At 72.4% G+C, this 13,839-nt stretch carries 11 protein-coding genes; 8 read left to right on the top strand and 3 right to left on the bottom strand.

What is annotated here, in order from left to right:
• Positions 1-35 precede the first annotated feature (35 nt).
• From Sfr03f_RS12845 to Sfr03f_RS12835, 3 genes are all read left to right on the top strand, one after another.
• On the top strand, positions 36-968 hold the full coding sequence (locus tag Sfr03f_RS12845) for an ABC transporter ATP-binding protein (protein ID WP_108953974.1): 933 nt from the start codon (positions 36-38) through the stop codon (positions 966-968).
• On the top strand, positions 965-1,735 hold the full coding sequence (locus Sfr03f_RS12840) for an ABC transporter permease (protein ID WP_108953973.1): 771 nt from the start codon (positions 965-967) through the stop codon (positions 1,733-1,735). The genes Sfr03f_RS12845 and Sfr03f_RS12840 overlap by 4 nt, the downstream gene beginning before the upstream one ends.
• Before the next feature lie 88 nt (positions 1,736-1,823).
• Positions 1,824-2,828 (top strand): COX15/CtaA family protein, encoded by a 1,005-nt coding sequence (locus tag Sfr03f_RS12835; RefSeq protein ID WP_108953972.1) that lies wholly within the window; start codon positions 1,824-1,826, stop codon positions 2,826-2,828.
• A 314-nt stretch (positions 2,829-3,142) separates the two neighbouring features.
• On the opposite strand, the gene Sfr03f_RS12830 is transcribed toward Sfr03f_RS12835, so the two are convergent.
• A complete protein-coding gene (locus tag Sfr03f_RS12830) occupies positions 3,143-3,499 on the bottom strand; it encodes a hypothetical protein (RefSeq protein WP_108953971.1) in 357 nt (118 codons plus the stop codon).
• A gap of 96 nt (positions 3,500-3,595) precedes the next feature.
• Positions 3,596-4,558 (bottom strand): heme o synthase, encoded by a 963-nt coding sequence (locus Sfr03f_RS12825; RefSeq protein WP_170145080.1) that lies wholly within the window; start codon positions 4,556-4,558, stop codon positions 3,596-3,598.
• Between the two features lie 551 nt (positions 4,559-5,109).
• Here Sfr03f_RS12825 and tkt point away from each other — a divergent pair.
• From tkt to pgl, 5 genes are read left to right on the top strand one after another with little or no spacing between them, the layout of a single operon-like run.
• Positions 5,110-7,197, top strand: a complete 2,088-nt coding sequence (tkt, locus tag Sfr03f_RS12820; protein WP_108953969.1) for a transketolase — start codon at positions 5,110-5,112, stop codon at positions 7,195-7,197.
• A gap of 34 nt (positions 7,198-7,231) precedes the next feature.
• On the top strand, positions 7,232-8,350 hold the full coding sequence (gene tal / locus Sfr03f_RS12815) for a transaldolase (RefSeq protein WP_108953968.1): 1,119 nt from the start codon (positions 7,232-7,234) through the stop codon (positions 8,348-8,350).
• A gap of 3 nt (positions 8,351-8,353) precedes the next feature.
• Positions 8,354-9,892 (top strand): glucose-6-phosphate dehydrogenase, encoded by a 1,539-nt coding sequence (gene zwf, locus Sfr03f_RS12810; protein WP_108953967.1) that lies wholly within the window; start codon positions 8,354-8,356, stop codon positions 9,890-9,892.
• Positions 9,889-10,989 carry a glucose-6-phosphate dehydrogenase assembly protein OpcA gene (gene opcA, locus Sfr03f_RS12805; RefSeq protein ID WP_108953966.1) on the top strand — a complete coding sequence of 367 codons (1,101 nt, stop codon included), beginning with the start codon at positions 9,889-9,891 and terminating at the stop codon, positions 10,987-10,989. The genes zwf and opcA overlap by 4 nt, the downstream gene beginning before the upstream one ends.
• Positions 10,986-11,741: a 6-phosphogluconolactonase gene (gene pgl, locus Sfr03f_RS12800; RefSeq protein WP_372514418.1), complete on the top strand. Its 756-nt coding sequence runs from the start codon at positions 10,986-10,988 to the stop codon at positions 11,739-11,741. The genes opcA and pgl overlap by 4 nt, the downstream gene beginning before the upstream one ends.
• Positions 11,742-12,052: 311 nt before the next feature.
• Here the strand turns inward: pgl and pgi are convergent, their stop codons facing one another.
• On the bottom strand, positions 12,053-13,705 hold the full coding sequence (pgi, locus tag Sfr03f_RS12795) for a glucose-6-phosphate isomerase (RefSeq protein WP_108953965.1): 1,653 nt from the start codon (positions 13,703-13,705) through the stop codon (positions 12,053-12,055).
• Between the last annotated feature and the right edge of the window lie 134 nt (positions 13,706-13,839).

Below are 13,839 nucleotides of genomic sequence, written 5' to 3'. Positions count from 1 at the left end.
CGGGCGGGCACCGCGCGAACCTAGACTCGTGTCCCATGCACAGCGATCCCGCGGTCCCAGTCGTCCAGATCCAGGCTCTGGTGAAACGGTACGGACCGAAGACCGCGGTGGACGGCCTCGACCTGGTGGCCCGGGCGGGCATCACCGCCGTCCTCGGCCCCAACGGCGCCGGCAAGACCACCACCGTCGAGACCTGTGAGGGCTACCGCCGCCCCGACGCGGGCACCGTACGCGTCCTCGGACTCGACCCGGTGCGCCAGGCGGCGCGGCTGCGGCCGCGGATCGGGGTGATGCTCCAGTCCGGCGGCGTCTACTCCGGCGCCCGCGCCGACGAGATGCTCCGCCACGTCGCGAAGCTGCACGCCCACCCGCTGGACGTCGACGCGCTGATCGAGCGCCTCGGCCTCGGTTCCTGCGGCCGCACCTCCTACCGCCGGCTCTCCGGCGGCCAGCAGCAGCGGCTCGCGCTCGCCATGGCGGTCGTCGGGCGCCCGGAGCTGGTCTTCCTCGACGAGCCCACGGCCGGCCTCGACCCGCAGGCCCGCCGGGCCACCTGGGAGCTGGTGCGCGAGCTGCGCGAGGACGGCGTGTCGGTCATCCTGACCACCCACCACATGGACGAGGCCGAGCAGCTCGCCGACGACGTCGCCATCGTCGACGCCGGCAAGGTGATCGCCCAGGGCTCCCCCGAGCGGCTGTGCCGCGGCGGCGCGGAGAACACGCTCCGCTTCTCCGGCCGCCCCGGACTGGACGTGGCCTCCCTCCTCAAGGCGCTGCCCTCCGGTTCCTCCGCCGCCGAGATCGTCCCCGGCTCCTACCGGGTCACCGGTGACGTGGGCCCCCAGCTGCTGGCCACCGTCACCTCCTGGTGCGCCCAGCACGGCGTCATGCCGGAGCGGATCGCCGTGGAGCGTCACACCCTGGAGGACGTCTTCCTGGAACTCACGGGCAAGGAGCTGCGCGCATGACCGCCACCGGGACCTACTCCCCCAGGCCCGGCGCCGCGCCGCTGGGACGGATGATCGCCGCGCAGGCCGCGCTGGAGACCCGGATGCTGCTGCGCAACGGCGAGCAGCTGCTGCTCACCGTGGTCATCCCGACGCTGCTGCTGGTGCTGTTCAGCACCGTGGACATCGTCGACACCGGCGAGGGGAAGGCCGTGGACTTCCTCGCGCCCGGCGTGCTGGCCCTGGCGGTGATGTCCACCGCCTTCACCGGTCAGGCCATCGCCACCGGCTTCGAGCGCCGCTACGGCGTCCTGAAGCGACTGGCCGCCTCCCCGCTGCCGCGGTGGGGGCTGATGACCGCCAAGTCGCTCTCGGTGCTGGTCACCGAGGTGCTGCAGATCGCGCTGCTCACGGTGATCGCCCTCGCGCTGGGCTGGTCCCCGCGGGGCAACCCCGTCGCGGTGTTCCTGCTGCTGGTGCTGGGCACCGCCGCCTTCTCCGGGCTCGGCCTGCTGATGGCGGGCACGCTGAAGGCGGAGGCCACCCTGGCGGCGGCCAACCTGGTCTTCCTGCTGCTGCTGGTCGGCGGCGGCGTGGTGGTGCCGCTGGACAAGTTCCCCGAGGCCGCCCGGTCGGTGCTGGAGCTGCTGCCGATCTCGGCCCTCTCCGGCGGCCTGCGGGACGTGCTCCAGCACGGCGCCGGCATGCCGTGGGGGGAGCTCGCGGTGCTGACCGCGTGGGCGGTGGCGGGACTGGCCGCGGCGGGGCGCTTCTTCCGCTGGGAGTGACGGCACAGGGCCACGGAGCGCTGCTGGGAGTAACGTCACAGGGCTTCTGGCGGCCCCTCGTGAAAGCGTGCACAAGCCCCGTTCTACGATGGTGCGCGTGCCGAACGAGAAACCTGGCGGGGCCGCGGCAGCGGTCCGCAACCCCCTTGCCCACATCGCCGCCCGCTGGACCCCGGATCCCCGGACGGTCCGCCGCGCGGCGCTCACCGCGCTCGTCATGTCGGTGGTCATCGTGGTCACCGGCGGCGCCGTCCGGCTGACCGGCTCCGGCCTCGGCTGCCCGACCTGGCCCAAGTGCACCGCCGACTCGCTCGCCACCACGCGCGAGATGGGCTGGCACGGCGTCATCGAGTTCGGCAACCGGCTGCTGACGTACGTGCTGTGCGCGGCGGTCGGCTGGGCGATCATCGCGGCCCGCTCCACCAAGCCGTTCCGCCGAGGGCTGACCCGGATCGGCTGGCTGCAGTTCTGGATCGTGATGGGCAACGCGGTGCTCGGCGGCATCGTGGTGCTGGTCGGCCTCAACCCGTACACGGTGGCCGCGCACTTCCTGCTCTCCTCCGCGCTGATCGCGGCCGCCACGGTGATGTGGCACCGGGCCGGCGAGGGCGACGCCGCGCCGCGTCCCCTGGCGGCTCCGCCGCTGCGGCGGCTGACCTGGGCGCTGGTGGTGGTGTCCGCGCTGCTGATCGCCGTCGGCACGGTGGTCACGGGCGCGGGACCGCACGCGGGTGACTCCAGCGAGGTGCCGCGGATGCCGGTGGACTGGGAGTCGGTCACCCGGGTGCACGCGGTGCTGGCCTGGCTGACGGTGCTGCTCACGGTGGCGCTGTGGGTGGGGCTGAAGCTGTTCGACTCCCCGCGGGTGACGCTGGCGCGGACGCGGGACCTGTTCCTGGTGCTGCTCGCGCAGGGCGTGATCGGGTACGTCCAGTACTTCCTCGACCTGCCGGAACTGCTGGTGGGGCTGCACATGCTGGGCTCCGCCCTGGTGTGGATCTTCACCGTGCGGGTGCTGCTGGCGATGCGCGAGCGTCCCTCGGCGGAACCCGCCGCGGTCCCGGCGTCCTCCACGGAGCCCGTCCCCGCGTAGTTTCCCCACGCGACGCCCCCCTGTGCCCCGCTGCGACGTCCGCAGCGGGGCACGGTGCGTTTCCCTGCCCGCCCCGGACGCGGCGGGCCGCGCCGTGTGCCCTGGAGGCGCCGTGCGCCCCGGAGGCCCACCGAAGGGGCCCGTCGGGCGCCCGGGAGGTCCGCGCGCGGGCCCGTCGGGCACCCAGGAGGCCCGCCACGCGAGCTCGGGGATTGCCTGGCCCCGCGGCAGGGCCCTGCCCGGGCCCGGGAACGCCGGAGCCGCCTCGCGGGCCGGCGGGGGCGCCGGGGCGGGGCGGCTCGGGCGGGAAGGGCTCAGGCGGGGTTCTTGCGGCCGCCGAGCTGGATGCCGGCCATCCGGGACCACTCGTAGGGGCCCGTCCTCACCTTCGCGGCGAACTCCCCGTCGAAGTCCTCGTGGACGGTGATGCCCGCCTTCGTCACGGCCGCGACGGCCACGTCGTACGTGGGGGCCACCAGGTCGCCCCACTCGCCGTCCTCGCCCACCAGGACGATCCGCGCCCCCTTGCGGCCGAGGTGCGCCACCTGGCCCTCCGCACCGCCGTGCTGCGCGGCGAAGGACCCGATCTGCTTGGCGAGCTTCGCGGCGCGCCGCTCACCGTGCGCGTCCGCCGGGGCGGCCGCCTCGTCAACCTGCTGCGTGTCTGCCATGGTCAGGATGCTACCGACGGGTAGCGAAACCGGCGACGCGAGGGGCGGGTGGCGTTGGCCACCCGCCCCTCGCGTCGGTGCGCAGGCGGACGCGCGTCAGCGCAGGAAGGGGTCGACGGCCACGGCCACGAAGAGGACGGAGACGTAGGTGATCGACCAGTGGAACAGCCGCATCTCCTTGAGCTTCGCCCCGGTGACCTCCGCCTTGGCGCGGCCCTGCAGCGCGTGGGCCTCCCACAGCCACCAGCCGCCGGCGGCCACCGCGACCGCGGTGTAGAACCAGCCGGTGTAGCCCAGCGGCGTCAGCAGCAGCGAGACGGCGACCATCACCCAGCTGTAGGCCACGATCTGCCGGGCGACGACCTTGTTGGAGGCCAGCACCGGCAGCATCGGCACGCCCGCCCGCGCGTAGTCCTCCTTGACCTTCATCGACAGCGGCCAGTAGTGCGGCGGCGTCCAGAAGAAGATGACGAGGAAGAGGACGACCGGTGCCCAGGACAGGGAGTCGGTGACCGCGGACCAGCCGATCAGCACCGGCATGCAGCCGGCGATGCCGCCCCAGACGATGTTCTGCGCGGTGCGGCGCTTGAGGATCATCGTGTAGACGACGACGTAGAAGAAGAGCGCGCCCAGCGAGAGCCAGGCGGACAGCCAGTTGACCGTGAGCCCGAACAGCAGCGTGGACACGACGGCCAGGCCGAGGCCGAAGGCCAGGCACTCCCGCGGGCTCACCATGCCGGTGACCAGCGGACGCTGCGAGGTGCGGTCCATCAGCGCGTCGATGTCGCGGTCGTACCACATGTTCAGCGCGTTGGCGCCGCCCGCGGAGAGGTACCCGCCGAGGCAGGTCAGCAGCACGAGCGAGAGGTCGGGGACGCCCTGCTCGGCCAGGAACATCACCGGAACGGTGGTGATGAGCAGCAGCTCGATGATCCGCGGCTTGGTGAGCGCCACGAACGCCATGACCCGGGCCCGGACCGGCCGGCGGTTCGGCCTCGGGCTGCTCGTGCTCGCCCCGGACACCGCCGCTGGACGGGATTCAACGGCCGTCACGCACACCCCTGACAGAGACATCCCAGCGAGCCGTCGCCGAATCGGACCTGTCGGAAAGGTCCGGCGAGGGCTCGCGCGTACCACGCCACTCTAGACGTTGCCCAGACCCCACGATTCGCGGGGGTGCTGTCGTGTTGGGCGCACCGGCCGGGGAACCCGTCGCAGGAGGCTTCCGTGCCCCGCGGCGGCCTCGCGCCCCACCCGGCCGGGCCCGGCACGGCGGACCCGGCGAGGGACGTCGCGGCGGACCGCTCGGCGGACCCGGCGAACGCCCCTCGCCGAGGGCACGGCGAAGGCCTTCACGGAGCCCCTCGGAAGGCCCTCCCGAGGGACCTGTCGCTCGCCCATGTGAGCGGCCCCGTTCGCAGAAGAAATGCCCATGTGAGCGGGTGTGAACGCAGAAGGATCAGGGGTGTGGCCACACTCTGGTCACAGGGCGGAAGGCCGTGTTTGCAGGGGATAGGCTCGACCCGCCGGCGGCGCGGAAACCCGTCGGTGGTACCGGTGGGCGCACACCTCACCGGCATTAGACATGTGGAGAGGAGCCCTGACCCAGGGTGAGCAACAAGCCGACCACCACAGCCCTCGAGTGGACAGAGCTGGACCGGCGCGCGGTGGACACCGCCCGCATCCTGGCCGCCGACGCCGTACAGAAGGTCGGCAACGGCCATCCCGGTACGGCCATGAGCCTCGCGCCGGCGGCGTACACGCTGTTCCAGAAGGTGATGCGCCACGACCCCTCCGACGCCGACTGGGTGGGACGTGACCGCTTCGTCCTCTCGGCGGGGCACTCGTCCCTGACCCTCTACACCCAGCTCTACCTGGCCGGCTTCGGCCTGGAGCTGGACGACCTGAAGGCCTTCCGCACCTGGGGCTCCAAGACCCCCGGTCACCCGGAGTACGGCCACACCACCGGCGTGGAGACCACCACCGGCCCGCTGGGGCAGGGCGTGGCGAACGCCGTCGGCATGGCGATGGCCTCCCGCTACGAGCGCGGCCTCTTCGACCCCGAGGCGGCACCGGGCGAGTCCCCCTTCGACCACTTCGTCTTCTGCGTCGCCGGCGACGGCTGCCTCCAGGAGGGCATCGCCGCCGAGGCCTCCTCCATGGCGGGCCACCAGAAGCTGGGCAACCTGGTCCTGCTGTGGGACGACAACCACATCTCGATCGAGGGCGACACGGAGACCGCGGTCTCCGAGGACGTCTGCAAGCGGTACGAGGCCTACGGCTGGCACGTCCAGCGGGTCGAGCCGCAGGAGAACGGCGACCTGGACCCGGCCGCGATCTACGAGGCCGTCCAGGCCGCGAAGGCCGTCACCGACCGGCCGTCGTTCATCGCGATGCGCTCCATCATCGCCTGGCCCGCCCCGAACGCGCAGAACACCGAGGCCGCGCACGGCTCGGCGCTCGGCGACGACGAGGTCGCGGCGACCAAGCGCGTGCTGGGCTTCGACCCGGAGCAGACCTTCGAGGTCTCCGACGAGGTCATCGGCCACACCCGCAAGGCCCTGGACCGCGGCCGGGACGCCCGCGCCGAGTGGGACAAGCAGTTCCAGGCGTGGCGCGAGGCCAACCCGGAGCGGGCCGCCGAGTTCGACCGCATCGCCGCGGGCGAGCTGCCGGCCGGCTGGGAGGAGAAGCTCCCGGTCTTCGAGGCGGGCACCTCGGTGGCCACCCGTGCCGCCTCCGGCAAGGTGCTGCAGGCGCTCGGCTCGGTCGTGCCGGAGCTGTGGGGCGGCTCGGCCGACCTGGCCGGCTCCAACAACACCACGATCGACAAGACCAGCTCCTTCCTCCCGAAGGGCAACCCGCTGCCGGAGGCCGACCCGTACGGCCGCACCATCCACTTCGGCATCCGCGAGCACTCCATGGGCGCCGAGATGAACGGCATCGCCCTGCACGGCAACACGCGCGTCTACGGCGGCACCTTCCTGGTGTTCTCCGACTACATGCGCAACGCCGTACGCCTGTCCGCGCTGATGCACCTGCCGGTGACCTTCGTGTGGACGCACGACTCGATCGGCCTCGGCGAGGACGGCCCGACCCACCAGCCGGTGGAGCACCTGGCCTCGCTGCGCGCCATCCCGGGCCTGAACATCGTCCGCCCGGCCGACGCCAACGAGACGGCGATCGCCTGGCGCGAGATCATGCGCCGCTGGACGAAGGAGTTCGGCAAGGGCGCCCCGCACGGTCTGGCGCTCACCCGCCAGGGCGTGCCGGTGTACGAGGCGAACGAGGACACCGCCCGCGGCGGCTACGTGCTCAAGGACGCCGAGGGTGGCGAGCCCCAGGTCGTCCTGATCGCCACCGGCTCCGAGGTGCACCTGGCCGTCGAGGCCCGCGAGCAGCTGCAGGCCGAGGGCGTCCCGACCCGGGTCGTCTCGATGCCGTCCGTGGAGTGGTTCGACGAGCAGGACCAGGCGTACCGCGACAGCGTCCTGCCCCCGTCGGTGAAGGCGCGGGTCGCGGTCGAGGCCGGTGTCGGCCTGACCTGGCACCGCTTCGTGGGCGACGCCGGCCGGATCGTCTCGCTGGAGCACTTCGGCGCCTCCGCCGACGCGAAGGTGCTGTTCCGCGAGTACGGCTTCACCGCCGAGAACGTGGCCGCCCAGGCCCGGGAATCCCTCGCCGCCGCCCAGCGCTGACGCTGATACCGATCAAGTAGGAGATGCAGAACTCATGACAGACGCACTCAAGCGCCTCTCCGACGAGGGTGTGGCGATCTGGCTGGACGACCTGTCCCGCACCCTGATCTCGTCCGGCTCCCTGCAGGAACTGATCGACGACCAGCACGTGGTCGGTGTCACCACCAACCCGTCGATCTTCCAGAAGGCGATCTCCGAGGGCCACGGCTACGACACGCAGCTCGCCGACCTCGCCGCCCGCAAGGTGACGGTCGAGGAGGCGATCCGGATGATCACGACGGCGGACGTCCGCGACGCCGCCGACGTGCTGCGGCCCGTCTTCGACGCCACCGACGGCCGTGACGGCCGGGTGTCGATCGAGGTCGACCCCCGCCTGGCCCACAACGAGCGGGCCACGGTCGCCGAGGCCAAGCAGCTGGCCTGGCTGGTGGACCGCCCCAACACGCTGATCAAGATCCCGGCGACCCTGGCGGGCATCCCCGCGATCACCGAGGTCATCGGCCTGGGCATCAGCGTCAACGTCACGCTGATCTTCTCGCTGGAGCGCTACCGCCAGGTGATGGACGCCTACCTGGCCGGCCTGGAGAAGGCCAAGGAGCGCGGCCTGGACCTGTCGAAGATCCACTCCGTGGCCTCCTTCTTCGTCTCGCGGGTCGACACCGAGATCGACAAGCGGATCGACGCCCTGGGCACCGACGAGGCCAAGGCCCTGCGCGGCAAGGCCGCCCTCGCCAACGCCCGTCTGGCCTACCAGGCCTACGAGGAGGTCTTCTCCTCCGAGCGCTGGAACGCCCTGGAGCGCGCCGGCGCCAACCGCCAGCGCCCGCTGTGGGCCTCCACCGGCGTCAAGGACAAGGCCTACAAGGACACCCTGTACGTCGACGACCTGGTCGCGCCGAACACGGTGAACACCATGCCGGGCGGCACCCTCGAGGCCGTCGGCGACCACGGCCAGATCTCCGGCGACACGGTCACCGGCACCTACGAGCAGGCCCGCGCCGACCTCGACGCCGTCGAGGCCCTGGGCATCTCGTACGACGAGGTCGTCGAGCTGCTGGAGAAGGAGGGCGTCGAGAAGTTCGAGGCCGCCTGGAACGACCTGCTCGCCTCGACCCAGGCCGAGCTCGAGAAGCTCGCCCCCTCGGAGGGCTAGACCTTGTCACCTTCCCCTGTCACCGGAGCCAACCCGCTCCGTGACGCCCTGGACCGACGGCTCCCGCGCATCGCGGGGCCGTCGGGCCTGGTGATCTTCGGCGTCACGGGCGACCTGTCCCGCAAGAAGCTGATGCCGGCGGTGTACGACCTCGCGAACCGTGGTCTGCTGCCGCCGGGTTTCTCCCTGGTGGGCTTCGCCCGCCGTGAGTGGGCGGACGAGGACTTCGCCCAGGTGGTCCACGACGCCGTCAAGGAGCACTCCCGCACGCCGTTCCGCGAGGAGGTCTGGCAGCAGCTGGCCCAGGGCATGCGGTTCGTCCAGGGCTCCTTCGACGACGACGCGTCCTTCGAGTCGCTGCGCGACACCATCGACGAGCTGAACCGCGCCCAGGGCACCGGCGGAAACTTCGCCTTCTACCTGTCCGTCCCGCCCGGTTCCTTCCCGGTGGTCATCCAGCAGCTGAAGAAGCACGGCCTGGCCGACCAGAAGGACGGATCCTGGCGCCGCGCGGTGATCGAGAAGCCGTTCGGGCACGACCTGAAGTCGGCCGAGGAGCTCAACTCCCTGGTCCACGAGGTGTTCCAGCCGGAGCAGGTCTTCCGCATCGACCACTACCTCGGCAAGGAGACCGTCCAGAACATCCTGGCGCTCCGCTTCGCCAACCAGATGTTCGAGCCGCTGTGGAACCGGTCCTACGTGGACCACGTCCAGATCACGATGGCCGAGGACATCGGCATCGGCGGCCGGGCCGGCTACTACGACGGCATCGGCGCTGCCCGTGACGTCATCCAGAACCACCTGCTCCAGCTGCTCGCCCTGACCGCGATGGAGGAGCCCGCCTCCTTCGACGCGGACGCGCTGGCCGCCGAGAAGACCAAGGTCCTCGGCGCGGTGCGGCTCCCCTCCGACCTGGGCGCCTCCACGGTGCGCGCGCAGTACACGGCGGGCTGGCAGGGCGGCGCGAAGGCCGTCGGCTACCTGGAGGAGGAGGGCATCGACCAGTCCTCCCGGACCGACACCTACGCCGCGATCAAGCTGGAGATAGACAACCGCCGCTGGGCGGGCGTCCCCTTCTACCTGCGCACCGGCAAGCGGCTGGGCCGCAGGGTCACCGAGATCGCGGTGGTCTTCCAGCGTGCGCCGCACTCCCCGTTCGGCCACACGGCCACCGAGGAGCTGGGGCAGAACGCCATGGTGATCCGGGTGCAGCCGGACGAGGGCATGACGGTCCGGTTCGGCTCCAAGGTGCCGGGCACCTCCATGGAGATCCGGGACGTCTCGATGGACTTCGCCTACGGCGAGTCCTTCACCGAGTCCAGCCCGGAGGCCTACGAGCGGCTCATCCTGGACGTCCTCCTCGGCGACGCCAACCTCTTCCCGCGCACGGAGGAGGTCGAGCTGTCCTGGAAGATCCTCGACCCGATCGAGCAGTTCTGGGACACCGAGGGCGCCCCCGCCCAATATCCGGCCGGAACCTGGGGACCCGCAGAAGCGGACGAGATGCTCGCACGAGACGGACGGAGCTGGCGCCGGCCATGAAGATCGACCTCACCGACACCACGGCCAGCAAGATCAACAAGGCGCTGGTCCAGGGACGCCGCGCACTGGGCGCCCCTGCCGTCGGCATGGTGCTCACCCTGGTCGTCGTCACCGACGAGGAGAACGCCTACGACGCCATGAAGGCGGCGTCGGAGGCCTCGCACGAGCACCCCGCGCGGCTGATCGCGGTCATCAAGCGGCACGCCCGCTCCCCGCGCGACCGCACCCAGTCCCGCCTCGACGCCGAGGTGCGCCTGGGCGCGGACGCCGGGGCGGGCGAGACGGTGGTGCTGCGGCTCTACGGCGAGGTGGTCAACCACGCCCAGTCCGTGGTGCTGCCGCTGCTGCTGCCGGACGCCCCCGTGGTGGTCTGGTGGCCGGTGAACGCGCCGCTGGACCCGGCGAAGGACCCGCTGGGCGCCCTCGCCCAGCGCCGGGTCACGGACACCTACGCGGCGGAGGACCCGGTCGGCGAGCTGCGCGGGCTGTCCGAGGCCTACACCCCCGGCGACACCGACCTGTCGTGGACCCGGATCACCCCCTGGCGGTCGATGCTGGCCGCCGCGCTCGACCAGGTCGCCTGCCAGGTCAAGGCCGTCGAGGTCGAGGGCGAGGAGTTCAACCCGAGCTGCGAGCTGCTGGCCATGTGGCTGGCGGAGCGGCTCGACGTGCCGGTGCGCCGCACCCGCTCGGCCGGGCCGGGCCTGACCGGCGTCCGGATGGACACCAGCTGCGGCCGGATCACCCTGGACCGTGCCGACGGCACCCTGGCCACCCTCGGCATCGAGGGCCAGCCGGACCGCCAGGTGGCGCTCAAGCGGCGGGAGACCTCGGAGCTGATCGCCGAGGAGCTGCGGCGGCTGGACCCCGACGAGACGTACGCCGCCACCCTGCAGTACGGGGTGGACCGGCTCTACGCCGGCGCGGACGCCGCCGAGACCTTCGGCGGGGAGGAGGCGCGGGGCGTTCCGGTGCAGAACGCCTCCGGCGACGGTGACGCGGAGGCGGTGCCGGTGCCCGAGGAGGACGTCGTGAAGGGTCCCGCCAAGCGGACCGCCAAGCGGGGTCCCGCCGTGAAGCGGGCGGCGGCCAAGTGAGCGGGGGCGAGGCGCGGCTGCTGGTCCACCGCGACAAGGACCTGATGGCGCGGGCCGCCGCCGCGCGGCTGGTCACCGCCGTGGCCGACGCCCAGGCCGCACGGGGGCACGCCTCCGTGGTGCTGACCGGCGGCCGCAACGGCAACGGGCTGCTGGCGGCGCTGGCCGAGTCGCCCGCGCGGGACGCCGTGGACTGGGCCCGCCTGGACCTGTGGTGGGGCGACGAGCGGTACCTGCCGGCCGGGGACCCGGAGCGCAACGTCACGCAGGCCCGCCGGGCGCTGCTGGACGCCGTTCCGGTGGACCCGACCCGGGTGCACGCGATGCCGGCCTCCGACGGGCCGCACGGCGACGACGTGGAGGCGGCGGCCGCCGCCTACGCGCAGGAACTGGCGCTGGCCGCCGGGGACGGCGCGGCGGTGCCGGAGTTCGACGTGCTGATGCTGGGCGTCGGCCCCGACACCCACGTCGCCTCCCTCTTCCCCGGGCTGCCCGGGGTGCGGGAGACGGAGCGCACGGTGGTCGCCGTGCGGGAGGCGCCGAAGCCGCCGCCGGTGCGGGTGTCGCTGACGCTGCCGGCGATCCGGGCGGCGCGTCAGGTGTGGCTCCTCGCGGCGGGTGAGGACAAGGCGGAGGCGGCGTCCACCGTCCTGGGGGGCGGGGTCGACCCGGCCGACGCCCCCGCGGCGGGGGTCCACGGGCGTGAGAGCACGCTCTGGCTCCTCGACGCTGCGGCGGCGTCCAAGCTGTAGCCCTGGCTCCGCCGAAGCCCCCGGTGCCGATGTCGGTGCCGGGGGCTTCGCTGTGCCTGCGCCCGCCCGTGCCGCCCCTGGGCGGCCCAGCCGCCCGCAGGGTGGGCGACGCTCCCGCGGCGAACCGGCCGGTTCACCCTGCGGGCAATCGTGCCGCTGGGGCGGCACGGGTGGCGCAGGCCTCACGTACGCACGGGGCGGTTCGCTGCGCGGGGCCCGGGGTCCGGGGCGGAGCCCCGGTTCACGGGAAGGGGCGGGGTGGGGGAACGGCCCCGCGCAGCGGCCGGCCCCCACCCCGCGTGAGGCGAGGGTCAGCGACCCCGCAGCTCGCGGTACGTGGCGACCAGGGCCTTCGTGGAGGCGTCCAGCCCCGGCACGTCCGCCCCCTCCGTGAGCGCCGGCTCCACCCGCTTGGCGAGGACCTTGCCGAGCTCGACGCCCCACTGGTCGAAGGAGTCGATGTCCCACACCGCGCCCTGGACGAACACCTTGTGCTCGTAGAGCGCGACCAGCTGCCCCAGCACCGACGGCGTGAGCGACTCGGCCAGGATGGTGGTCGTCGGGTGGTTGCCCAGGAACGTGCGGTGCGGCACCAGTTCCTCGGCGACCCCCTCCGCGCGGACCTCCTCCGGCGTCTTGCCGAAGGCCAGCGCCTGCGTCTGGGCGAAGAAGTTGGCCATCAACAGGTCGTGCTGCGCCTCGAGTTCGGCGCTCAGCCCGTCCACCGGGCGGGCGAAGCCGATGAAGTCGGCGGGGATCAGCTTGGTGCCCTGGTGGATCAACTGGTAGTACGCGTGCTGCCCGTTGGTGCCGGGCGTGCCCCAGACCACCGGCCCGGTCTGCCACTCCACCGGCCGCCCGTCGCGGGCCACGTACTTGCCGTTGGACTCCATGTCCAGCTGCTGCAGGTAGGCCGTGAACTTCGACAGGTAGTGGCTGTAGGGCAGGACCGCGTGCGACTGGGCGTCGTGGAAGTTGTTGTACCAGATGCCCAGCAGGCCCAGCAGCAGCGGCGCGTTCTCCTCCGGCGGGGCGGTGCGGAAGTGCTCGTCGACCAGGTGGAAGCCCTCGAGCATCTCGCGGAAGCGGTCCGGGCCGATGGCGATCATCAGGGAGAGCCCGATCGCCGAGTCGTAGGAGTAGCGGCCGCCGACCCAGTCCCAGAACGCGAACATGTTCTCGGTGTCGATGCCGAACTCGGAGACCTTGCCGGCGTTGGTGGACAGCGCCACGAAGTGCTTGGCCACCGCCTCCTGGCCGGCTCCCAGCCGCTCCAGCAGCCAGGTCCGCGCGGAGGTGGCGTTGGTGACCGTCTCGATGGTGGTGAAGGTCTTGGAGGCGACGATGAACAGCGTCTCCTCGGCGTCCAGGTCCTGCAGCGCCTCGTGCAGGTCGGCGCCGTCGACGTTGGAGACGAACCGGAAGGTGAGCGAGCGGTCGGTGTAGGAGCGCAGCACCTCGTAGGCCATCGCCGGGCCGAGGTCGGAGCCGCCGATGCCGATGTTCACCACGTTGCGGATGCGCCGGCCGGTGTGCCCGGTCCAGCCGCCGGAGCGGACCCGGTCGGCGAAGCCGGCCATCTTCTCCAGGACGGTGTGCACCGCGGGGACCACGTTGGCGCCGTCCACCTCGACGGAGGCGTCCCGGGGGGCGCGGAGCGCGGTGTGCAGGACCGCCCGGTCCTCGGTGATGTTGATCTTCTCGCCGCGGAACATGGCGTCCCGCAGGCCGAAGACGTCGCGGGCCGCGGCCAGGTCGCGCAGCAGGCGCAGCGTCTCGTCGGTGACGAGGTGCTTGGAGTAGTCGATGTGCAGGTCGCCCACCCGCAGGGTGTACGCCGACCCGCGGCCGGGCTCCGCGTCGAACAGCTCGCGCAGCCGCACCTCGCCGAGCGCCTCGCGGTGCTTGGCCAGAGCGTTCCACTCCGGCAGCCGGTTGAGCCTCGGACGGCTCTCTGCGTTCATCGACTCTGCCCTCTTTCGTGCCTGCGACATGCCTGCAAGGTGTGCGGGCCGCGTACCCGTGCAGCGGCCCCTGCCAACCTAGTTGATCAGTCCCGACATGGCGCGTTTGTCCACAGGCCGAAATTCCGGGCGGC

It is taken from the genome of Streptomyces fragilis (assembly GCF_003112515.1).
In the GTDB taxonomy this organism is placed as follows: Bacteria; Actinomycetota; Actinomycetes; order Streptomycetales; family Streptomycetaceae; genus Streptomyces; species Streptomyces fragilis.
This window is presented reverse-complemented; position numbering and strand designations above follow the sequence as displayed.